Origin of the sequence: Vineibacter terrae, assembly GCF_008039615.1 — a bacterium.
Taxonomy (GTDB): Bacteria; Pseudomonadota; Alphaproteobacteria; order Reyranellales; family Reyranellaceae; genus Vineibacter; species Vineibacter terrae.
In genome coordinates this window covers 23,904-45,287 of sequence record NZ_VDUZ01000017.1, presented here as the reverse complement: position 1 = coordinate 45,287, position 21,384 = coordinate 23,904, and the positions used below count along the sequence as shown (strand labels likewise).

The 21,384-nt window shown below is 65.6% G+C and carries 16 protein-coding genes and 1 tRNA gene; 14 read left to right on the top strand and 3 right to left on the bottom strand.

The window, feature by feature from the left end; all coding sequences use genetic code 11:
* Positions 1-6 precede the first annotated feature (6 nt).
* The 5 genes from FHP25_RS16150 (at position 7) to FHP25_RS16130 (ending at position 7,677) form a co-directional block, all read left to right on the top strand.
* A complete protein-coding gene (locus FHP25_RS16150) occupies positions 7-2,142 on the top strand; it encodes an AsmA family protein (RefSeq protein ID WP_178133565.1) in 2,136 nt (711 codons plus the stop codon).
* Between the two features lie 121 nt (positions 2,143-2,263).
* Positions 2,264-2,977, top strand: a complete 714-nt coding sequence (locus FHP25_RS16145) for an ATP12 family chaperone protein (RefSeq protein WP_147847980.1) — start codon at positions 2,264-2,266, stop codon at positions 2,975-2,977.
* 61 nt (positions 2,978-3,038) lie between these two features.
* Positions 3,039-3,935, top strand: a complete 897-nt coding sequence (locus FHP25_RS16140) for a glycoside hydrolase family 25 protein (RefSeq protein WP_147847979.1) — start codon at positions 3,039-3,041, stop codon at positions 3,933-3,935.
* A 134-nt stretch (positions 3,936-4,069) separates the two neighbouring features.
* The gene (locus FHP25_RS16135) at positions 4,070-5,080 is read left to right on the top strand and encodes an AAA family ATPase (RefSeq protein WP_147847978.1); all 1,011 of its coding nucleotides are present in this window, start codon (positions 4,070-4,072) and stop codon (positions 5,078-5,080) included.
* A 53-nt stretch (positions 5,081-5,133) separates the two neighbouring features.
* Positions 5,134-7,677: a S8 family peptidase gene (locus FHP25_RS16130; RefSeq protein ID WP_147847977.1), complete on the top strand. Its 2,544-nt coding sequence runs from the start codon at positions 5,134-5,136 to the stop codon at positions 7,675-7,677.
* 436 nt (positions 7,678-8,113) lie between these two features.
* On the opposite strand, the gene FHP25_RS16125 is transcribed toward FHP25_RS16130, so the two are convergent.
* Positions 8,114-8,395, bottom strand: coding sequence for a hypothetical protein (locus FHP25_RS16125; protein ID WP_147847976.1), 282 nt, complete (start codon positions 8,393-8,395; stop codon positions 8,114-8,116).
* Positions 8,396-8,477: 82 nt separating this feature from the next.
* On the opposite strand from FHP25_RS16125, the gene FHP25_RS16120 reads away from it, so the two are divergent.
* The 6 genes from FHP25_RS16120 (at position 8,478) to FHP25_RS16095 (ending at position 16,914) form a co-directional block, all read left to right on the top strand.
* Entirely contained in the window at positions 8,478-10,010 is a 1,533-nt protein-coding gene (locus FHP25_RS16120; RefSeq protein WP_147847975.1) for an acyl-CoA carboxylase subunit beta, read from the top strand.
* Positions 9,980-12,145: a S9 family peptidase gene (locus FHP25_RS16115; RefSeq protein ID WP_231712345.1), complete on the top strand. Its 2,166-nt coding sequence runs from the start codon at positions 9,980-9,982 to the stop codon at positions 12,143-12,145. Before FHP25_RS16120 ends, FHP25_RS16115 begins: the two co-directional genes overlap by 31 nt.
* Positions 12,145-14,271: an acetyl-CoA carboxylase biotin carboxylase subunit gene (locus tag FHP25_RS16110; RefSeq protein ID WP_147847973.1), complete on the top strand. Its 2,127-nt coding sequence runs from the start codon at positions 12,145-12,147 to the stop codon at positions 14,269-14,271. Before FHP25_RS16115 ends, FHP25_RS16110 begins: the two co-directional genes overlap by 1 nt.
* 78 nt (positions 14,272-14,349) lie before the next feature.
* Positions 14,350-15,105, top strand: coding sequence for a sulfite exporter TauE/SafE family protein (locus FHP25_RS16105; protein ID WP_147847972.1), 756 nt, complete (start codon positions 14,350-14,352; stop codon positions 15,103-15,105).
* A gap of 12 nt (positions 15,106-15,117) precedes the next feature.
* Complete coding sequence (locus tag FHP25_RS16100; RefSeq protein WP_147847971.1) at positions 15,118-15,417, top strand: acylphosphatase; 300 nt, start codon at positions 15,118-15,120, stop codon at positions 15,415-15,417.
* Between the two features lie 84 nt (positions 15,418-15,501).
* Entirely contained in the window at positions 15,502-16,914 is a 1,413-nt protein-coding gene (locus tag FHP25_RS16095) for a TMEM43 family protein (RefSeq protein WP_218578410.1), read from the top strand.
* A 15-nt stretch (positions 16,915-16,929) separates the two neighbouring features.
* Here FHP25_RS16095 and lipB read toward each other — a convergent pair whose 3' ends face one another.
* A complete protein-coding gene (lipB, locus tag FHP25_RS16090) occupies positions 16,930-17,694 on the bottom strand; it encodes a lipoyl(octanoyl) transferase LipB (protein ID WP_147847970.1) in 765 nt (254 codons plus the stop codon).
* A 100-nt stretch (positions 17,695-17,794) separates the two neighbouring features.
* On the opposite strand from lipB, the gene FHP25_RS16085 reads away from it, so the two are divergent.
* Positions 17,795-17,879 (top strand) — tRNA-Leu (locus FHP25_RS16085).
* Between the two features lie 284 nt (positions 17,880-18,163).
* On the top strand, positions 18,164-19,165 hold the full coding sequence (locus tag FHP25_RS16080; RefSeq protein ID WP_178133564.1) for an AraC family transcriptional regulator: 1,002 nt from the start codon (positions 18,164-18,166) through the stop codon (positions 19,163-19,165).
* Positions 19,166-19,317: 152 nt separating this feature from the next.
* Here FHP25_RS16080 and FHP25_RS16075 read toward each other — a convergent pair whose 3' ends face one another.
* Entirely contained in the window at positions 19,318-20,016 is a 699-nt protein-coding gene (locus FHP25_RS16075; RefSeq protein WP_147847968.1) for a hypothetical protein, read from the bottom strand.
* A gap of 337 nt (positions 20,017-20,353) precedes the next feature.
* Between FHP25_RS16075 and FHP25_RS16070 the strand changes: the two genes are divergently transcribed.
* Positions 20,354-21,355 carry a helix-turn-helix transcriptional regulator gene (locus FHP25_RS16070; RefSeq protein WP_147847967.1) on the top strand — a complete coding sequence of 334 codons (1,002 nt, stop codon included), beginning with the start codon at positions 20,354-20,356 and terminating at the stop codon, positions 21,353-21,355.
* Positions 21,356-21,384: the final 29 nt, after the last annotated feature.

Sequence of the window (21,384 nt, the reverse complement as noted above, 5' to 3'; positions counted from 1 at the left end):
GAAAGAGTGCGGCGTTTTCTGCTGATGACGGCCTCGGTGCTGGCGGTGCTGATCCTGGGACCGGCCGGGCTTTACCTGTGGGCCAGCAGCCGCGACCTCAGCCGCTATCAGAATCAGATCGCCGAGCAGGTGCGCAAGGTGACGGGCCGCGAGCTGGCGATGAAGGGCGGCCTGCGTGTCAATTTTACCTTGTCGCCCTCGGCCGTCGCAGAGGACGTCGTGCTGGCCAACGCATCGGGCGGCTCGCGGCCCGACATGGCCCGCATCAAGCGCCTGGTGCTCCATCTCGACCCGTTCTCGCTGCTGCTGGGGGAGATCCGGATCGGCCGGCTCCAGCTCTTCGGCGCCGACATTCTGATCGAGCGGGACAGCGAGGGCCGCAGCAACCTGGCGATGGAGCCGCCGGTCGAAGGGTCGGGGCCGCACCCCAGCGAGCATCAGTCGCTGCGCATCAAGAACACGCCCAGCCTGCCGTGGATAAGCCGGGTCGAGATCGAGGGATCGACGCTGACCTTGCGCGAGACGGCGGAGCGGCCGGCCGTCGTGTTTGTCATCGATCGATTTATCGGCCTCGCGGCCCAGCCGTCGGCGCCGGTCAGCGGCGAATTCCTGGGCCGGATCAACAACAGCGAAGCCCTGGCGCTGTCCCTGAAGCGGGCCGGCACGTTCGACGGCTGGTTCAAGGGCGTGCCCGGCGATCTCGACATGCAGGGCACGCTGGGTGGCGCGCCCGTGTCGATCACGGGCCAGGTGACCTCGCGGCGGATGGAGATGGCGGCTGAGGTCGAGGGGCGCAGCCTGGCGCTGCTCGGCAATCTGTTGAACCTGCCGCTGCCGGAGACCGCACCCTACGCGCTGAAGCTGAAGCTGACCAATCCACGCTCCGGCACCAAGCTGGAAGTGACCGACCTGAAGATCGGCGACAGCACCCTGCGTGGCGACTTCATCTTCCGTACCACCAAGGCGGGCAAGCCGATCGTCGTGGCGAACCTGGCCGCTGATCGCTTCGACCTTGCCGACCTGCAGCCGCGCCCGCCCGAGCCGTCACCGCCGGCGAACGGCGGCAGCGAGGCGGGCCCGTCCGGGACGGCGCAGGCGGCACAGCCGCCCGCGCCGTCGCCGGCGCCACCACCGGTGGTGGCGCCGGCCCTGTCGTCACGACCGCCGGCCGACGGCCGTGTCATCCCCGGTGATCCCTATCCCATCGATGCGATCCGGCGCTGGAACGGATCGCTGGCGTTGCGCATCGGCGAGGTCGTGGGTGCCGCGGTGAAGATGCAGGGGCTGTCGGTGAGCCTCATCCTCAACGACGGCAAGCTGACGTTGCGGCCGGCGGTGACGATCGGGACCGGCCAGCTCGGTATTGATGCCCAGATCGACGCCAGTGGCGCCGGGCCCGTGCTGATCCTGACCGCATCGACCTCGAAGGTGCCGCTGGAGGAGCTGCTGACCCTGCTCGGCGTGTCGGCCGGCATGAAGGGCGGCTTGATCGATATGGAGCTGAAGCTGCGCGGCTCAGGGCGGTCGCTGCGCGAGTCGCTGGGCCTTGCCGTCGGCAGCATGGATTTCGTCATCGGATCGACGCAGGTCACGAAGGATGTGGCGCACCTGCTGACGCCGGAATGGATTCGCATGCTCAATCTTGGCGACCGCCCGGCGACGCTCAACTGCGCCGCCGGCAAGGTCGAGTTCGGCGGCCGGCCGGAAGGTGAGCGCGGTGCCGCCAATATCCGCAAGCTGGTGCTCGACACGCCACGGTTCACGGCGATCGGGGGCGGCTATATCCAGCTTCGCAACGAGCAGCTCGGCCTGCTGATGTGGCCGGAGCCGCGTGAGCTGGCGTTGATGTCGATCGCGTTGCCGCTGCGGCTGAAGGGGACGCTGGCCCAGGCCAGCGCCGAGTCGGATGCCGCCGCCGCCCGGTCGGCCGGTGGCGTCGTGCCGGGCACCCGTGTGGCCAGCCTGACGGCAGCCATCACGACGGCAGCCCGCACAGCCGGTCAGAGCGGGCTCAATGCCTGCGCCACCGTGTTGGCGCGGCTGGACAGCCTGCGACCGGGCCTGCGCTCGCAGCTGCCGCCCCCGCCGGCCGTCGCACCTGAGTATCGTCCGCCGCGGCCGACGCCTCGCCGCAACCGGTGACGCGGCCACGGCACCTCCCCGGCGCTGCGAGGGTCTTTTCCGGTGGCAGGGCAATCCTGCTCCGTGCGATAGCCCAGCCGTTCGGGACGGGGTGAGATCACGACGAGCGTGCTGGGACTCCATGAAGCGTTTCTACAAAACCGTGACGGTGGCGCCTGCGACGGGCGGCTTCGAGGTGCGGCTGGACAACCGGCCGATCCGCACACCCGCGGCGCGGCCATTGATATTGCCGACCGAAGCCTTGGCGGCAGAGATTGCACAGGAATGGACCGAGCAACCGGAGAAGGGCGAGATCAAGCCGCTCGAGATGGGGTTGATGCGGCTCGCCGCCACCGCCATCGACCGTGTCACCGGCCAGCGGCACAAGGTGATCGACGATACCGCGAGATACGCCGGCTCCGACCTGCTGTGCTACCGCGCCGACACGCCGACGGATCTCGTTGTGCGACAGGCGCGCGTCTGGCAGCCGCTGCTGGATTGGGCCGCGACGCGCTACGCGGCGCCGCTGGAGCTTGCCGCCGGCATCCGGCACCGGCCGCAGCCACCGGAATCGCTTGCGGCACTGGTCCAGGCCGTTGCCGCCCACAGCGATTTCGGCTTGTCGGCGCTGTTCAACCTGACGACGGCAATGGGATCGGTCGTGCTCGCGCTGGCGGTATCGGAGCGCCACCTTGATCCGTCGGCTGCCTTCGAAGCGGCCGAGCTCGACGCGCTGTATGAGATCGAGAAGTGGGGTGACGATTCGGAAGCCATCCAGCGCCACCAGCGTCTGCGGCGCGACATCGGTGCCGGCGCACGTTTTCTGGAGCTGCTGGGATCGGCCCGCATTCTGTAGTAGGGTGCGTTTGGGTTGAGGGTCCAGTCATGGGCCTGGCGATCCGGGCCGAGGGGGAGACGTGGTTGGTAGAGTCCTGGCCCTGTGCGTCGCGTCGCTGGCGGCGATGCCGGCAAGCGCGCAGCAGCGGTCCGTCGCGGCGTCACCTTCGGCACGGCCGGTCGCGGCCAAGACGGTATCTCCCCGGGACTACCCGTCGGTTGTGCTCGACCTGTCCAGCCACAACACTATCCCGATCGACAATACGCTGAAGAGCCGGCACGGCATCGGGCTGGTCATTCATCGCGCCACGTTGGGGCGCGACACGGGCAGCCCCAACGATGTCGATTCGGTGTTCCCGGACCGAACCCTGGAGATCGCGCGCGCCGGCCTTCGGCTGGGCGCCTATCACTGGGCGACACCGACCGACACCGGCGATCGCCAGGCCGACGACTTCCTGCGTGTCGTGAAGGCGGCGTGTGATCTGCTGCCGCCATCGCAGCGCCGGGTGGTGCTTGCCATCGACTGGGAGCCGCACGGCAACGATCCGGATCACTACATGCGCGCCGCCGAGGTCGATCGCTTTTTGCGCCGGGCCATGGCGCGCACCGGCCGCGGCGTGCTCGTCTACGCCTATGAGAACTTCATCCACGAGCAGCGCGATGAGATCGCCAACACGCCGGGACTATGGGCGCTGCTGGCGCGTAATCCGCTCTGGGTCGCCAACTACAAGGTCAGCACCGACGCCATGGGCAATCCCCTGCGTGGCGGCATGATCCTGCCACGCGTCGCCGGCTCGCCGTGGCCGGACTGGAACCTGTGGCAGTACACCAGTGGCGACAATGGCCCCATCGCCGATTTCCCGCATGGCAAGATCGCCGGCGAGCTGGTCGATCGCAGCGTGTTCCGCGGTCCCCGCGCCGGCTTCGACCGCTTCGTCAGCAACCAGAGCTGGGACTGCATCTACCGCGGCCGCTGATTATCGCCAGTCTGGCATGCTAGGCGGCCACTGGATTGTTGTTGTTCTTTGATCAAGAATTATATATATTTATGGCAGTTGTGCTCCAATGCACCTTCTAAGTTCAACCGTCGCGGCTAAGAAAGGAGGCGAGCATGTCGGCAAAGCACCTTCTCGCGCTCCTGAACTCGCACGTCGAGGGCGATGAGGACCAGTTTCTCTCCATTGCGCTCCAGGTCGCTGCCCAAGAGGCCCGGCAAGGACACACAGAGGAGGCGGAGAAGCTGAAACGCCTCGTCCAGAAGGCACGCGATCGGCAGCGGATGGGCAGACCCGCCGGTGGGCAGGCGCCGATCCCATTGGCTCGGCCCCGAGGCGACCTTCAGGGTCTCGTCGAGAGCGCTTATCCCAAGATCACGCTGGCAAGCATGGTCCTGGCGGACGACGTTCGTGCGCGACTGACCCGTGTCGTCCGTCAGCAGCACGAACGCGCGCTCCTGCGCGAACACGGACAAACCCCTACGACGCACATGCTGCTCGTCGGGCTGCCGGGCACTGGCAAGACAATGACCGCTTCGGCGCTTGCCGGAGAGTTGCGGCTTCCATTGTTCACCGTGCGGCTGGAGTCTTTGTTCAGCCGGTTCCTCGGTGAGACGGCGGGCAAGCTGCGGCTGCTGTTCGATCAGATTGCCCAGATACGGGGCGTCTATCTGCTCGACGAGTTTGACGCCATCGGCGCGCGTCGGGGCGAACCGAACGACGTGGGCGAAATTCGGCGCGTGCTCAATTCCGTTCTCGCCTTTATGGAGGAGCCCAACTCTACCGACAGCCTCGTGCTGGCCGCAACGAACCATGTGGAGATACTCGACGACGCGCTGGCGCGGCGCTTCGACGAGGTGATCGAATACGCAGTGCCCGATGCTGCGGCTGCGCGAGCGATCATTGAACGCCGCCTCGGCAAGCTCAAGCTTGTCTCGAAGTTATCGCCGGATCTGGCCCGGGCGCTCGAAGGATTGAGTCAGGGCGAGTTGGTGCGAGCAACCGACGCGGTGATTAAGGACGCAATCCTCGAAGGCGCGACGAAGGTGTCGACCGAGGCGCTGCGCGATGCTCTGCAAAACCGTCAAGCACTCAAGCAGAAGTTCCGCCGCCGGTCCGGTCGCTAGGGAGGCTCCGCTGGCCGGACGCAATGGAACATCTCACATACGCGTAGGGTCTTATGACGGGGGCACAAGATTACGGTGAGCGGAATAACGCGCACATCTCGATAGACGACTTCCGAGAGACGGCAGCCTACACCTTTCCAGCCCGGAACCAGAAGCGCAAGCCGCTTCGCGATGACTATGCCGGGCATGCAGCGGCGTTGCTTGATCAACTTGCCGTTGCGCTGGGAGAGCTTCCAGTACCGGAAGCAGATGTGCGGTTGTCCATCGAGGGGCTCAAACCGGGCGCGATCGTCCAAGTCACGACGATGCCGCCGGCCGAAGGCTCGCGGGTCAAGGCCACGAAGGTACCGGCTGCGTTGGAGTTTCCCGCGCAGGACGTCGTCGTATTGCGGTCCGAGCGAAACGATGATCGCTCGGAGAGCGCGCTGATCTTCGTGCCTGACGACGCGCGCGATTATCTCCGGGAGAGGATTGCCGACTATGGGCGCGATCCCGGCAACCAGCGTCGGCCGTACGTCGACCGGTTCGAGGTTGTCGAGACCGTGCTCGCGACTCAGGTCAGTTCCCTTTTCACCGGTACCGTCGATCTCGCTGCCACCGACATCATGTGGTGGGAGCTTTGGGTGCGGCAGCCGGTGGTGCTTGCTGGTCGGCTCGCAGCGTTGGCGCGCAGCACCAACCTTGACGTCCACTCAGATCGGCTCATCTTCCCGGACACGACGGTCTTGTTCGTTCATGCCTCAGCCAGCGCGGTCGCCGCTTTTGCGGGGCGTTCTCCGGGCGCGATTACAGAGATCAGACGGGCGACGGGCACGATCGAGCCATTCCTTGAACGCGGCGAAAATAGGCTAGGTCAGCACGATTGGGTCGCGGAGCTGGCGGCGCGCGTGACGCCGCCGGCTCAGGACGCGTCAGCGGTGTGTGCCTTGGATACCGGCGTCAACGCCGCTCACCCACTGATCTCGCCGGGTCTGCGCGGCGTTTGGGCCTATGATGCAGACTGGGGGCCTGACGATCATCATCCCGAGGGGGGACACGGAACGGCTCTGGCCGGCCTCGTGCTCTACGGCGATCTGGAGCCGCTCATGAACGACACGCGGCCAGTGGCTCTTACCCACGCAGTCGAGTCGATGAAGCTCCTTCCGCCAGACGGCTTTCCCCCTACGAAGCCACCGAGCTACGGTGTGGTCACCCAAGGGGCGGTCGCCTCGGTTGAAACGGAACGGCCAGACGTACGGCGCAGCTTTTGTATCGCCACCACCGCGACCGATTTTCCATCGGACCGGCCGTCGAGCTGGAGCGGGGCGCTCGATCAGATCGCGGCAGGATCGATGCCGGGGGACATGGTCGATGGTGTGTCGGCGTCGGAGCGACCGAAGCGCTTGGTGATGGCAGCAACCGGCAACGTGTCGGGCGGGATGATGGTGAACGTTGTGCCGTCCCAGCCGCTCGAGGATCCTGCGCAGAGCTGGAACACCCTGACAATCGGCGGCTTCACCCGGAAGGAACAGCCGCCTGCACCGTCGCCGGCCCTGGAGGCGGTTGTCCCTGCAAACCACCGCAGCCCCTTCAGCCGCGGATCGCAGTCGCTCCCTGATGACCTGACGCCAATTAAGCCGGAGGTGTTGTTCGAAGCTGGAAATATGCTCTCTGACACCACCGGCTTCTGCGCTTGGAGTCCGTCCGTTTCGCTCTTGGCGCCTGGGTCGGACGTGGCGGCGGAACCGCTGGTGCCGTTCTGGGCGACAAGCGCGGCAGCAGGCATGGCCGGGAACTTTATCGGCACCTTGCAGGCCGCCTTGCCGGGCCTTTGGCCGGAGACGCACCGCGCGCTGACAATCGACTCGGCGCAGTGGCCGCAACCGATCCGCAACCAGTTCATCGGCCGCGGCGCCCACTGGAAGGGTGGGTCGAAGGTCGAGAAGCAGCAGATGCTGCGCGAAGTCGGTTACGGTGTGCCCGACATCGGGCGGGCCGTCCTTTCCGCGCGAAATGACGTCACGCTGATCGCCGAAGCCGAAATTCAGCCTTTCGCGGTCGGGGCAGACGGGCGGACTGGCGTATTCAACGAGATGCACTTCTACGATCTGCCTTGGCCGAGGACAGCGCTGGAGCAGATCGAGAACGAGATCGTCGTCATGAAGGTGACGCTCTCCTACTTCATCGAGCCAAACGTCACCGGCAAGGCCGCAACTCGACCCGATACCTACCGGTCTTTTGGGCTTCGCTTCGATATGAAAAAGCGGACCGAAACAAAGGCTCGGTTCAGAAGCCGCATCTCTGCCAGCCAGGCAAAGGACGGTTCCGAGCCGGATGGGGAAACGAGCTGCTGGCTGCTGGGGCCCAAGGCTGTTCAAGCCGGCTCGCTGCACTGCGATTTGTGGCGTGGGCGTGCAATTGAGCTTGCCGGCCACGATTCAATTGCGATCTATCCTGTAGGTGGCTGGTGGAAATCACATGCGGGCCAGCGGCGGGTGTCCGACAAGGCGCGCTATTCGCTGGTCATCTCGATCTCAGCGGCTGGTCAAGCCGTGGATCTTTATTCGGAAATCGCCAACCTCGTCGAGGTGAAGGAAATCGACGTGCTAATCGGATGAGGGGGAGTGAGAGGAAGCGGATACTGCGGTGTGCTGTAGCTCGTGTGGCGGAAATGGGGCGCGAGCTGGCCAGCGTCCAATGCACCAGAGTACTCGTGGGCGCGGCTTTGGCGTGCACGAAGTGGGCCGGTGCCGGGTGCGGTGGCATCCGTTGGTCCGATCGTCGGCCCAATCGCGATCCAAGAGTCCTGCGTCCTCTGTCTCTTCCAAGCGCCGAACCAGCGCCGGAACGTCCGCTCGCTCACGCCAACGGTTCCGCTGCCTCCAGCCAGCCTGGTTGCTCCGGTTCGGCTTACCTCATCGGGAAGCTTGAACGTCCCTGGCCCTGGGGCAGCTCCGGCGCGTCAACAAACGCGACGTCGTTTTGCACCGGACAGATCATCTGCTGCACCGGCCAGCTCATTCGTCATTTATGTTGCTATTTTGTTCTTGTTCTTCAATTAAGAAAGTGGTATTGTCTACTGGCCCAATTCTTGGGTGCGGAGTTCATGATGTCGTTCTTGCTCTCACCATTTGCACCGACTCGGGTGCGGACATCGCGCGATGCGGTTGCTGCACGGGCGGCGAGGGTTTCTGGTAATTTCTGGCCGTTTTCCGGCGTAATTTTGACCATCCGCAAGCCCTTGAAATCACAGCTCGATAGAGTTTCTGGTAATTCTGCCGCGATGTGATCGCGATCCTTCTGCCGAAGAGATTTGCCTGCGCAAGATTGTTTCACTCTGCGGCCTGATCACCTAGCAACCCACCGGCCCAAGTGCTATGGGCAACCGCCGTTTGGCCGATCCGTTCGGGGAAACACGATGCAGGAAATCCTCCAGCTCCTGGAGAAGAAGCGCGCCGCGGCGCGACTGGGTGGCGGTGAGCGCCGTATCGATGCGCAGCATGCCAAGGGCAAGCTGACGGCACGTGAGCGGCTGGAGGTTCTGCTCGACGAGGGCTCCTTCGAGGAGTTCGATATGTTCGTCGAGCACGATTGCACTGATTTCGGCATGGAGGCGCAGCGTATCCCGGGCGACGGCGTGATCACGGGCCACGGCACCATCAATGGCCGCCCGGTGATGGTCTTCAGCCAGGATTTCACGGTGTTCGGCGGCGCGCTGTCCGACGCTCATGCGCAGAAGATCTGCAAGGTGATGGACACGGCCATGAAGAATGGCTTGCCGGTGATCGGCATCAATGATTCGGGCGGTGCACGAATCCAGGAAGGTGTCGATAGTCTCGCGGGTTATGCCGATGTCTTTCAGCGTAACGTGATGAGCTCCGGCGTCATTCCGCAGATCTCGATGATCATGGGCCCCTGCGCCGGCGGGGCGGTCTACTCGCCGGCCATGACCGACTTCATCTTCATGGTGAAGGACAGCTCCTACATGTTTGTCACCGGTCCCGATGTCGTGAAGACGGTGACGCATGAGACGGTGACGCAGGAGGAGCTTGGCGGCGCCGTCACCCACACCACCAAGTCGGGTGTGGCGGACGTGGCCTTCGAGAATGATGTTGAGGCATTGCTTCAACTGCGTCGCTTCTACGACTTCCTGCCGCTCAGCAATCGCGAGAAGGTGCCGCATTGGCCAACGGCCGATGACCCGGCGCGGGACGATTTCTCACTTGATACCCTGGTTCCGGCCAATCCGAATAAGCCTTATGATATCAAAGAGTTGATTGCTAAAATTGTCGATGAAGGCGATTTCTTCGAGCTGCAGCCCGACTATGCCGGCAACATCGTGACCGGGTTCGGCCGCATGGCCGGCGACACGGTGGGCTTCGTCGCCAACCAGCCGATGGTCCTGGCCGGCTGCCTCGACATCGATTCATCGAAGAAGGCGGCGCGCTTCGTGCGCTTCTGCGACGCGTTCAACATTCCGATCGTCACCTTCGTCGATGTCCCGGGCTTCCTGCCGGGCACGGCCCAGGAGTTCGGCGGCATCATCAAGCATGGCGCCAAGCTGCTCTATGCCTATGCCGAAGCGACGGTGCCCAAGGTCACGGTGATCACCCGCAAGGCCTATGGCGGCGCCTATGACGTCATGGCGTCCAAGCACTTGCGCGGCGACGTCAACTACGCCTGGCCCGGCGCCGAGATTGCCGTGATGGGCGCCAAGGGGGCGGTCGAGATCATCTTCCGGTCCGACATCGGCGATCCCGCCAAGATCGCGGCCCGCGAGAAGGAATACCGTGAGAAGTTCGCCAACCCGTTCGTGGCCGCCAACCGCGGCTTCATCGACGACGTGATCATGCCGCACGGCACGCGCCGGCGGGTCTGCAAGGCGCTGGCGCTGCTGAAGAACAAGAAGCTCGAGAATCCGTGGCGCAAGCACGGCAACATCCCGCTCTGAGCCACGCCATCGGCATGACGTCGCAGAACCCCTTCCGCCAATCGGCCTTTCCGCCGCCGCCGCGCGCGCGGCAGGTGCCGCATCGGCATGCCGATGGCCGCGAGGACCCTTTCCACTGGCTGCGGGATCCCGGCTATCCGGACGTGCGCGACGAGGCGGTGCTGGACTACCTCAAGGCGGAGAACGCCTATGTCGATGCGGTGCTCGGCGGCAGCAGCGACCTGCGGCCGGCATTGCTGGACGAGTTCAAGGCGCTGGTGATCCCCGACGAAAGCCCGCCGCCGTCGTGGCTCCATGGTCGATGGTATGGCGCGCGCTTCGAGCCGGGCCGGGAGTACCCGCTGTGGTACTGCAAGGATACCCTCGAGGCGCCGGAGACGATCATCCTGGATGCCAATCGCGAGGCGGAGGGCTACGGCTTCTATGCGGTGCGTGATTGGGCCGTCTCGCCCGACCACCGCTTCCTGGCGATCCTCGACGATATCGACGGTTCGGAGCGGCTGCGTCTGCGGATCCGCGACCTGCAAGCCGGCGCCGACGTGCACACGGCCGCGGTGCCGTGCTCGTCGGGCCTGGGCTGGTCGGCGGACGGCCGCACGTTGTTCTACATCCGGCAGGATGACAAGCAGCGGCCGCGCTGGGTGCACCGCCATCGGCTGGGGGATGCGGGCGAGGATCCGCTGATCTACGAGGAGACCGATCCGGTCTTTTTCGTTGGGATCGGCGAGAGCGCCTCGGGCCGTTTCCTGCATATCGAATCGGCGGCCAAGAACAGCAGCGAGACCCGGTTGGTGCCGCTGGCCGAGCCGGAGGCGGTGCCGCGCCTCGTGCTGGCGCGCCGGCCCGACCATGAATACGACGTGGCCGACCGCGGCGATGAGCTGCTGATCCGCACCAACGACCGCCACCACAATTTCCGACTGGTGCGCGCACCGCTCGACGATCCGCGCGAGTCGGGATGGCAGGAGGTGGTGCCGCCGTCCGATCAGGCGCTGATCAGCGGCTTCGGCGTGGCGCGTGACTTCTGGTGGCTGGTCGAGCGCACCCAGGCGCAGAAGCGCGTTCGCGTGGTGACGGGGCAGCACCGCGATGCGTCGGCGGGCAAGGTGATCTCGTTCCCGGATCCCGCCTACACGATCTCGGCGCTCGATGGCCACCAATGGGACCGGCGCACCCTGCGGCTGATCTACGAATCGCCGGCGCGGCCGCGCACCTGGTACGACTACGAGGTGGCGACGGCGCGTCTTGACATCGTGCAGGAGACAAGCGTGCCCACGCACGCGCCTGATGACTACGTCGTGGAGCGCATTTGGGCGACGGCCAAGGATGGCGTGCGCGTGCCGATCTCGCTCGTCCGCCACCGCGCGACCGTGGACGATGGCCCGGCGCCGGTCCTGCTGTACGGCTACGGCGCCTACGGCATGTCGATGGATGCCGGCTTTTCCGCCAACCGCCTGCCTTTCCTGGGCCGCGGGATGATCTGGGCGATCGCCCATATCCGCGGCGGCGAGGAGATGGGGCGGGCCTGGTATGACGACGGCAAGCTGCTGAAGAAGCGCAACAGCTTCGACGATTTCATTGCCTGCGCCGAGCACCTGGTGAGCGCCGGCGTCGCGGCGCCCGGCAGGATCGCGGCCATGGGCGGCAGCGCCGGCGGCATGCTGATGGGCGCGGTCGCGAACCAGCGGCCGGAGCTGTTCGCGGCGGTGCTGGCGATGGTGCCTTTCGTCGACGTGCTGTCGACCATGCACGATGCCAGCCTGCCGCTGACGCCGCCGGAATACGTCGAATGGGGCAACCCGGCCGATCCGGTGTTCCACGCCTACATGGCCAGCTACAGCCCGTACGACAACGTGGTGGCGCAAGCCTACCCGACGATGCTGGTCAGCGCCGGGCTGTACGATCCGCGTGTTACGTACTGGGAGCCGGCCAAGTGGGTGGCGAAGCTGCGCACGCTGAAGACCGACGACCATGTGCTGCTGCTGCACACCGAGATGGAAGCCGGCCACGGCGGTGCGTCCGGACGCTACAAGGCGCTGGCCGAGGTTGCCGAGCGGCTGGCGTTCGTGATCCGTGTTTTGGATCTGCCTGAACGGCCGGTCCATGGAACGATGTCTGTGAAGGAGCAAGGGTAATGGCCACGGCCCGGAAAGAGGACGCTGCGAAGAAGCCGGCATCGAAGACAGCCAAGCCGGCCTCGGCAAAGGTTGCGGACGGCCAGCACCTGACGGCGGCGGCGGCGAAGACGGCGGCGACACGGCCGACGCGGCCGCCCTTCGACAAGATCCTGATCGCCAACCGTGGCGAGATCGCCTGCCGCGTGATCCGCACCGCCCGCCGCCTGGGCATCAAGACGGTGGCGGTCTATTCCGAGGCGGATGCCGATGCGCTGCATGTGCGCGAAGCGGACGAGGCGGTGTTCATCGGTCCGCCGCCCTCGGCCCAGAGCTACCTCGTCGTCGACCGCATCGTCGAGGCCTGCAAGTCGACCGGCGCGCAGGCCGTGCATCCCGGCTACGGCTTCCTGTCGGAAAAGCAGGAGTTCCAGGCTGCCCTGGCCAAGGCCGGCATCGTCTTCATCGGCCCTGATTCGCACGCCATCCACGCGATGGGCGACAAGATCGAGTCCAAGATCCTGGCGAAGAACGCCAATGTCAGCACCGTGCCCGGCCATCTCGAGGTGATCCCCAACGCCGACGAGGCGGTGAAGATCGCGCGCTCGATCGGCTATCCGGTGATGATCAAGGCGTCGGCCGGCGGCGGCGGCAAGGGCATGCGCCTGGCCTGGAACGACGCCGAGGCCAAGGAGGGCTTCGTCTCGGCCACCAACGAGGCCAAGTCCAGCTTCGCCGACGACCGCGTGTTCATCGAGAAGTACGTCGAGGAGCCGCGCCACATCGAGATCCAGGTGCTGGCCGACGGCCATGGCAACTGTGTCTATCTCGGCGAGCGCGAATGCTCGATCCAGCGTCGCCATCAGAAGGTGATCGAGGAGGCTCCCAGTCCGTTCCTCGACGAGAAGACCCGCCGCGCGATGGGCGAGCAGGCGGTCGCCCTGGCCAAGGCGGTGCAGTACAAGTCGGCCGGCACGGTCGAGTTCATCGTCGACAAGAACCGCAATTTCTACTTCCTCGAGATGAACACCCGGCTGCAGGTCGAGCATCCCGTGACCGAGCTGGTGACGGGCCTGGACCTGGTCGAGCTGATGATCCGCGTGGCGGCCGGAGAGAAGCTGCCGTTCACGCAGGACGACGTCGAGCTCAAGGGCTGGGCGATCGAGGCACGCGTCTATGCCGAGGATCCGTTCCGCAACTTCCTGCCTTCGACCGGCCGGGTCGTGAAGTACCTGCCGCCCGACGTCACGTCGGGCGACGTGCGCGTCGATACCGGCGTGCACGAGGGCGGCGAGATCAGCATGTTCTACGATCCCATGATCGCCAAGCTGTGCGCCTATGGCCCGGATCGGGCGGCGGCGACCGACCGCATGCTGCGCGCGCTCGATGAATTCTACATTCGCGGCCTCAACCACAACATCAGCTTCCTTGCGGCGCTGATGGCGCATCCGCGTTTCGCTTCGGGCCAGCTCACCACCAACTTCATCGCCGAGGAGTTCAAGAGCGGGTTCTCCGCCAAGGACCTGCCGCCACGCGATCCCACGGTCCTGGCGGCGATTGCCGCCACGATCGACCAGATCACCACGCTGCGGGCGGCGCGGCTGAACGGCCGCACGACGCCCGACCGGCCGGCGCTCGAGGAGGACATCGTCGTGGTGCTCAACAAGGAGCATCATCGCCTGCATGTCGCGGGCGGCGGCAGCCTGTTCACGGTGCGCGCCGGCGAGCGCACGCTGGAAGTTGAGACCACGTGGACACCGGGCGAGCCGCTGTTCAGCGGCCGCGTCGACGGCAAGCGGGTGGTGGCGCAGGTCGACACCAAGGGCGCCGGCTTCCTGCTGTTCCATGCCGGCGGCCAGGCCGACGTGCTGGTGCTGACGGTGCGCCGCGCCGAGCTGCTGAAGCTGATGCCCGAGAAGGCGCCGCCCGACACCTCGAAATTCCTGCTGTCGCCGATGCCGGGCCTGCTGGTCTCGGTCGAGGTCCACGAAGGGCAGGACATCAAGGCCGGCGAGGCGCTGGCCAAGGTCGAGGCGATGAAGATGGAGAACGTGCTGCGCGCCACGCGCGACGGCACGGTGCTGAAGCTGCACGCCAACCCCGGCGACAGCCTGCGAGTCGACCAGAAGATCCTCGAATTCGCCTGATCGATTCGTCGTCTGCCGCGCATGGAGCCTCCTTTCGCGGGGGCCTCCTCGCGTTGCCGCAATGATTCGGCATAGACGATGGCCGCCACTGACCTGATCGTCCTGCTCGCCGGCGCCATCGCCGCGGCCTTCGTCTCGGGGCTGTCGGGCTTCGCCTTCGCCCTGGTGTCGCTGTCGTTCTGGATCTGGCGCTTTCCGCTTGCCGAGTTGGCGGCGATGGTGGTGTTCGGCTCGTTGGTGTCGCAGGCTACGGCGATGCCGAGCGTGTTGCGGGACGTCGAGCCGAAGCTGGTGGCGCCCTACATCGCCGGTGCGATCGTCGGCCTGCCGATCGGCACGCTGCTGATCGCGCATATCAATCTCGGGTTGTTCCGCCTGTTCGTCGGCCTGCTGTTGATTGCCTTCGCCGCCTTCCAGCTCGTGATCGGGCCCTGGCTGCGTCCCCGCCCGCGCGATGGGCTGGTGGCCGAGGTCGCCATCGGCTGGCTGAGCGGCGTGCTCGGCGGCCTGGCGGGGCTGAGCGGCGTCGTCCCCGCGATGTGGGCCGTGGCGCGCGTCTGGACCAAGGAGCGCCAGCGCGCGCTGTTCATGGTCTTCAATACTTTCTGCCATATCGTGTCCCTGACCGGGCTCGTGGTGGCAGGGTACGTGACCGTGGCGACGCTCGAACGCTTTGCGATTCTGCTGCCATGCCTGGTTGGCGGAGCCTGGCTTGGCGCACGCGCCTACCGGCACGTTTCGCCGATGCAGTTCCGTCGCATCGTGCTGCTGCTGCTGGCCGCCTCGGGTATCGTGCTGACGGTGCAGAACGGCTGGCAGGCGCTGTCAGGCTGAGGAGGTGCCATCATGACGGCATCGACCGACAACGACATCATCGCGGTCCAGGCGCGTATCCGCGGTCGGGTGCAAGGTGTCGGCTTCCGCGATTGGACCGTGCGGCGCGCCCGGGCGCTGGGTCTGCGTGGCTGGGTGCGCAACCGCGTCGACGGCTCCGTCGAGGCGCTGTTCGTCGGTCCGCGCCCCATTGTCGACCACATGCTCGCCGATTGCCGCCGGGGGCCATCGCTGGCGCGCGTGGACGCCGTCGATGCCGAACCCGCGATAGCCCCGGCGCTGGACGGCTTCGCGCATAAACCGACCGTCTAGGGGCGAGCGATCACTTTTTGTTTGGGCGCTGGCGTGCTGCGGCGTAGAATGGGACAGGGGCGCGCGGCTCCGGGGAGAGTCGGAATGTCCGACGACAATCAGGCAAGCGGCCCGTCGTGGTCTGACGGACCAGGCGGTGCCGGCGGCTACGGCGGCGACAGCTTCACCGAGACGACCCAGACGTCCTGGTTCGGGCGGCTGAAGCAGGCCATTGTCGGCGTCCTGATCGGCCTGCTGTTGATTCCGGTATCGGTGGTCCTGCTGTTCTGGAACGAGGGCCGGGCCGTGACCACGGCACGTTCCCTGACCGAGGGCGCCGGCATCGTGCAATCCGTGTCGGCCGATCGTGTCGACCCGGCCAACCAGGGCAAGCTGGTGCATGTCGCCGGCCCCTTGACCCTGGGCGGCTCGGTGTCGGACGCCGAGTTCGGCGTCACGGCACAGGCGGTGCGCCTGATCCGCAAGGTCGAGATGTACCAGTGGAAGGAGGAGAGCCGGAGCGAAACCCGCAAGAAGCTCGGCGGCGGCGAGGAGACGGTCACGACCTACAGCTACGTCCGCGAATGGAGCGATCGTCTGCATGACTCGACGCGCTTCAAGCAGCCGGGCAACCATCACAACCCGCCGATGCGCTACAGCAGCCGCAGCGTCACGGTCGCGAAGGCATCGCTGGGTGCCTTCGATGCATCGCCGAATGTCCTGGGCCGGCTGAGCGGCGGTGAGCCCTTGTCCGTCGATGCCGCTGCCGAAGCGCGTGCACGGCAGACCGTGGGCGAGCCCGTGCGTGTCGTCGATGGCCGTCTTTATGTCGGCCGCGACCCGGACAGCCCCCAGATCGGCGACCTGCGGATTTCGTACGAGGCGGTGACGGCGAGCCAGATCAGCGTCGTGGCGCAGCAGGCCGGCAACGGCTTCGCGCCCTATCAGACCGCTGCTGGCGACCGCCTGCTGATGGTCGAGAAGGGGGTGGTGCCGGCGGCGCAGATGTTCACGGCGGCCCAGGATGCCAACACGGTCATGACCTGGATCCTGCGCGCGGTCGGTGCGCTGGTCATGTTCATCGGTTTCGTGCTGTTCTTCCGGCCCTTGAGCGTGGTGGGTGATGTCATTCCGTTCCTCGGCGACATCATCGGCCTGGGCACGGGGGCGATCGGGCTGGCGATGACGGCCGTGCTGTCGGCGATCACCATTGCCGTCGCCTGGCTGTACTACCGGCCGATCGTGGGCATCCTGGTGCTGGTTGTCGGCGTCGGGATCGCGCTCGGTCTCTGGTTCCTCGGCCGCGGCCGGCGGTCGGCGCGCCAGGTCGCAGTGCCCGCGGGCATGGCGCCCGCGGCGCCGGGCTACGGCATGCCGCCGCAGGTGCCGATGGGCCAGATGCCGCCAGGGCAATGGCAGCCGCCGCCCATGCCGCCCGGCCAGTGGCAGCAGCCTCCGGGGCAGTGGCAGCAGAACCCGCAGCAGGGGACATCGCCGCAAGGGCCGGTGGTGCGGTAGGGGCGGGCGCCGGCGTCAGGCCGTTGCGAGCGTGGCGTCAACGCCGATCGCCTCGGCCGGCGCGGGCTCGGCGCTGAAAACGTCGTCGAACGTCGCGCGCAGGGCCAGGTCGAGGTCGGCCATGCCGGCGGTCAGGCCGAGATCGGCCAGCGATGTCACGCCATGCTCGCTGATGCCGCAAGGCACGATGCCGCCGAAATGCGTCAGGTCCGGCGCGACGTTGATGGCCACGCCATGGAAGGCCACCCAGTGGCGCACCCGCACGCCGATGGCCGCGATCTTGTCCTCGGTGGGGTGGGGCATGCCGTCCAGCGCCATGCGCGGTGGCTTGTCCGGCCGTGTCACCCAGACTCCGATGCGGCCTTCACGCCGCTCGCCGCGCACATTGAGGCGGTCCAGGGCGCGGATCACCCATTCCTCGAGATGGCGCACGTAGCGATGCACGCCGATGCGCCGGCGCCGCAGGTCGAGCATCAGGTAGGCCACGCGCTGGCCCGGTCCGTGATACGTGTACTGGCCGCCGCGGCCGGTGGGATAGACCGGGAACCGGTCGCGCACGAGCAGGTCGGCATGCTTGGCGCTGGTGCCGGCGGTGTAGAGCGGCGGATGCTCCAGCAGCCACACCAGCTCGGGCGCCGTGCCGGCATGGATCGCGGCGACGCGCGCATCCATTGCCGCCAGCGCCTCGGGATAGGGCACGGCGTGGTCCTCGATCCGCCATTCCGGGTCGGCTGGTCCGGTCATGGCGGCAATATGGGCCGGTCGGCCGTATCCGTCCATGGCAGGCCTTTCCGTGACGGCGCAGCCTTGCCCTGGGCGAGTCGATTTGCTATCTCCCGCCCGGCTCCTTCAGTGGGCCACCCCGACTGGCCGATCGGATGCGGCCGTGGCGGAATTGGTAGACGCACTAGCTTGAGGTGCTAGCGGGTAACACCGTGGAAGTTCGAGTCTTCTCGGCCGCACCAATCGAACGGGCCGGTTAGGGTATGGAGAGGGCGCTCTTAGGAGCGCCTTTTTCATGTGCCGGCGGGTGCAGCCAGGCCCGGGCGCCGCTTGCCGGGTCGACAGATCGCTTCTCGAATTCATTTTGCTGTTGAAATTTATCAGTGGGCACTCAATCATTATTTGTGCTATCTTAAGGGTCTCGACCCGTTCCCTCTTGGACTGCCGCGACAATCGAGTAGAACGGGGACCTGAGAGGTTGGCGCGGCGACACGCACGGAGTGACCAACATCGAGGTGAGCTGAACATGAGCACTTCGAGCACGATTCCACCTGTCGCCCACTACGGCAATTGCGCTGTGGTCCGGTTCTCGACCGACGATTATGCGCCGCACGAGCGCCTGGATGCGTGCCGTGAGATCTACGGCCGGACGCTGTCGAAGCGTGATATCGAGCCCCTCTCGGCCGAGGGGTTTCGTACCGAAGCCACCCTGTGGCGCATGCCGGGCCTGGGGATCGCGAAGGCGCAACGATCCGCAGCGATCTATCGTTTGCCGCGGGAGTTCATCGACAGCGACGATGTGTTCATGACCATCGGCCTGACCTCCGCCTGCGAGGCGCGTCAACTCGGCCGCGCGCTCGATCTGAAGCCGGGCGAGGCGAGCGTGATGACCGCGTCGGAGCCGGCCTGCCTGAAGGTGCCGTCGTACGGCCAATACATCAACGTGCGGGCCCCGCGGCGCATCTTGTCGTCGTCCGTTGCCGACCTCGACGCTGCCTATTGCCGGTCCATCCCGGCGCACAATCCGGCACTGCGGCTTATGATCCGCTACATCGGCCTCATCGAGAAGACCGAGGGTTTCGCCGCACCTGACCTGCGACAGCAGGTCGTGACGCATATACACGATCTCATGACGCTTGCCATCGGCGCGACACGCGACGCAGCCGAGATCGCCAGGAGCCGGGGCGGCGAGGCGGCACGGTTGCGGGCTATCAAGCAGGACATCGCAAACCGGCTCGATCAGCCCGATCTGTCCGTGGCGACGATCGCCGCGCAGCATCGGGTCAAGGCGCGATGGGTCCAGCGACAGTTCGAACGTGAGGGCACGACATTTACTGAGTACGTTCTTACGCAACGTCTTGAGCGCGCGCATCGCCTGATGACGGATCCAGGCCATGTTGGTCTGAAGATCAGCGCCATCGCGCTCGATGCCGGGTTCGGGGATCTGTCCTATTTCAATCGTGCATTCCGCCGTCGCTATGGCGTGACGCCCTCAGAACTCCGCGCCGCAGCGGTCTCTGGCGAATGACCGAATGGTCGTGAAGACCTGACCGAGATCCAGGGTATGGAGAGGGCGCTCTGAGGAGCGCCCTTTCCATGTGTCGGTGGGTGCTTTGCCCAGACTGGAACCCATCGGATGACGCGGTAGCCGAGACGATGGCCAAGGTTGTGTTCGCCAGATCAGCGGCGGCCGAACACCTCCTGGATATAAGCTGCCACGTCCCTGTCCCTTGGACTGCTGGAACGTAGCAGCCAGTCCCTGACGGGCGGATAGTGGACGACGCTTGAGGGGTTCTGCGGGCAGATGGCGGTTTGCGCGGCTTGGAGCGAGCTGAAGGCGCCGAAGTAGCGGCCGATGCCGAATTGCAGCTGGTCGTCCGCGTTGCGGCCCGGCTTCAGCGACTCCTTGATCTTAAGGGCAAGAGTCGCGGCAATGAAGAAATCAGCCGTGACCGGATCCATGACATCCAGGGGATAGCCCTTGAGGGTCAGGGGAAACTCGCCACATCCCCGATGCTGGCCGGCACCACAGTTTACACCCATATGCACCAGATATTGCTTCAGTTCGGGGTTCAGCCTCTGCATCACCTCATTGTAGGCCGCCGGATAGAGCTGACCTGGACCCACCCCTCCTGCAATTTGGCGTAGCCAATCCCATTCCATCCAGAGGTACGTTTCGCCCCGCCGCTCCCATTTTCCAATTCGCTTTGCCTCTGCGCTGATGATGCCGTCCACCAAGTAAGGCGTCAGCATCATCTTGGTCCTGGCATCCAGTGTTGGGCTGTTCTTGAGAATGGCAACTGCGGCGGCCTTGGTATTGCAGGAAAGAGATGGTTGGCCAGCCGTGGTCGCCGCCTTACGGGTCAACAGATCGCTCATCGAATTCTCCTGGTTGTCAAAGTTCAGAAAATGGGTAATTAATCACTTATATATCTGTCTCTTTAGCGGTCTCGAGTTGTCGGCTCTTGGACTGGCACGACAATTCAGTGGGACTGGAGCGACCAGCTGACCGAAGCCTTCGTTGATGCGGAATAGGGCCCTGCCGGTTGCGTTAGCGTTCACATGATGTGGTGGCAGCCCTCCAAGAGGGCTCGACCAACGGTTCTTTGCGCCTGCTGGCAATCATCCTGGTGCAAAGTTGACTCGCCCGGACAGCGAGCGGCTCAGGTGAACGCGGCGGAAGGTACCGACCGACCATTATCGAGGTGAGCTTGACATGAGCGCTTCGAGCACCATCGCGCCTGCCCCCGATACCGGCGATTGCGCCGTCGTTCGCTTCTCGACCGAGGACTATGAACCGCACGCGCGCCTTGAGGCCGTGCATGAGATACTCGGCCGAAATCTGCAGAAGGTGCACGTCGAGCCGCTGGCGGGAGAATCCTTTCATACGGCCATCACGCTGCGCCAGATGCCCGGCCTGTCTCTGTACCGGGCCTCTCGTTCGGCCGCGATCTACCGTCGGTCCCGTGAGCTCATCGAGCACGACGATGTCATCGTGATTTCCGGGTTCACTTCCAGCTACGAGGTTCAACACCTCGGCCGCACGCTCAGCATGGGGCCCGGCGAATTGGTCGTCCTGACCGGGGCCGAGCCGGCTTTCTTCGGCGGACCTGACCAGAAATCCGTAAGCCTCCTGCGCGTGCCGGTGCGCATGATCTCGCCGTTTGTTGCCGACCTCGATGCCGCGTACGGCCGGACGATCGCGGCGAACAATTCAGCGCTGCGGCTGCTGGATGGCTATCTGGACATCCTCGAGGCGGCGGGAACCTTTGCGGTCCCCGAGTTGCGAAGGCAGGCTGTCACGCATATTCACGACCTTGTTGCGCTCACCATCGGGGCGGCGCGGGACGCCGCCGAGCTCGCGCAGGGCCGAGGCGGGCGGGCAGCGCGGCTGGGCGCGATCAAGCAGGACATCGCAAGCAGCCTCGACCGGCCCGACCTGTCGGTGGCAACGATCGCCGCGCAGCATCGGGTCAAGCCGCGGTGGGTGCAGCGGCTGTTCGAACGCGAGGGCACAACCTTTACCGAGTATGTTCTTGCGCAACGTCTTCTGCGCGCGCACCGCCTGCTGACGGACCCGCGCCAAGGCCACCTGAAGATCAGCGCCATCGCGCTCGATGTCGGGTTCGGGGATCTGTCCTATTTCAATCGTGCATTTCGCCGTCGCTACGGCGTGACGCCTTCTGAGCTGCGTGCCGCAGCAATCCCCGGCGGCTGATGGCCGCATTAGCCCCGACGGGCGCAAAG

Excerpts from the sequence above, each read along its gene's own strand:
- FHP25_RS16120 (WP_147847975.1), top strand. The coding sequence starts at position 8,478 with ATGCAGGAAATCCTCCAGCTCCTGGAGAAGAAGCGCGCCGCGGCGCGA.
- FHP25_RS16100 (WP_147847971.1), top strand. The coding sequence starts at position 15,118 with ATGACGGCATCGACCGACAACGACATCATCGCGGTCCAGGCGCGTATC.
- FHP25_RS16105 (WP_147847972.1), top strand. The coding sequence starts at position 14,350 with ATGGCCGCCACTGACCTGATCGTCCTGCTCGCCGGCGCCATCGCCGCG.
- FHP25_RS16080 (WP_178133564.1), top strand. The coding sequence starts at position 18,164 with ATGAGCACTTCGAGCACGATTCCACCTGTCGCCCACTACGGCAATTGC.
- FHP25_RS16095 (WP_218578410.1), top strand. The coding sequence starts at position 15,502 with ATGTCCGACGACAATCAGGCAAGCGGCCCGTCGTGGTCTGACGGACCA.
- FHP25_RS16130 (WP_147847977.1), top strand. The coding sequence starts at position 5,134 with ATGACGGGGGCACAAGATTACGGTGAGCGGAATAACGCGCACATCTCG.
- FHP25_RS16145 (WP_147847980.1), top strand. The coding sequence starts at position 2,264 with ATGAAGCGTTTCTACAAAACCGTGACGGTGGCGCCTGCGACGGGCGGC.
- FHP25_RS16070 (WP_147847967.1), top strand. The coding sequence starts at position 20,354 with ATGAGCGCTTCGAGCACCATCGCGCCTGCCCCCGATACCGGCGATTGC.
- FHP25_RS16135 (WP_147847978.1), top strand. The coding sequence starts at position 4,070 with ATGTCGGCAAAGCACCTTCTCGCGCTCCTGAACTCGCACGTCGAGGGC.
- FHP25_RS16110 (WP_147847973.1), top strand. The coding sequence starts at position 12,145 with ATGGCCACGGCCCGGAAAGAGGACGCTGCGAAGAAGCCGGCATCGAAG.
- lipB (WP_147847970.1), bottom strand. The coding sequence starts at position 17,694 with ATGGACGGATACGGCCGACCGGCCCATATTGCCGCCATGACCGGACCA.
- FHP25_RS16075 (WP_147847968.1), bottom strand. The coding sequence starts at position 20,016 with ATGAGCGATCTGTTGACCCGTAAGGCGGCGACCACGGCTGGCCAACCA.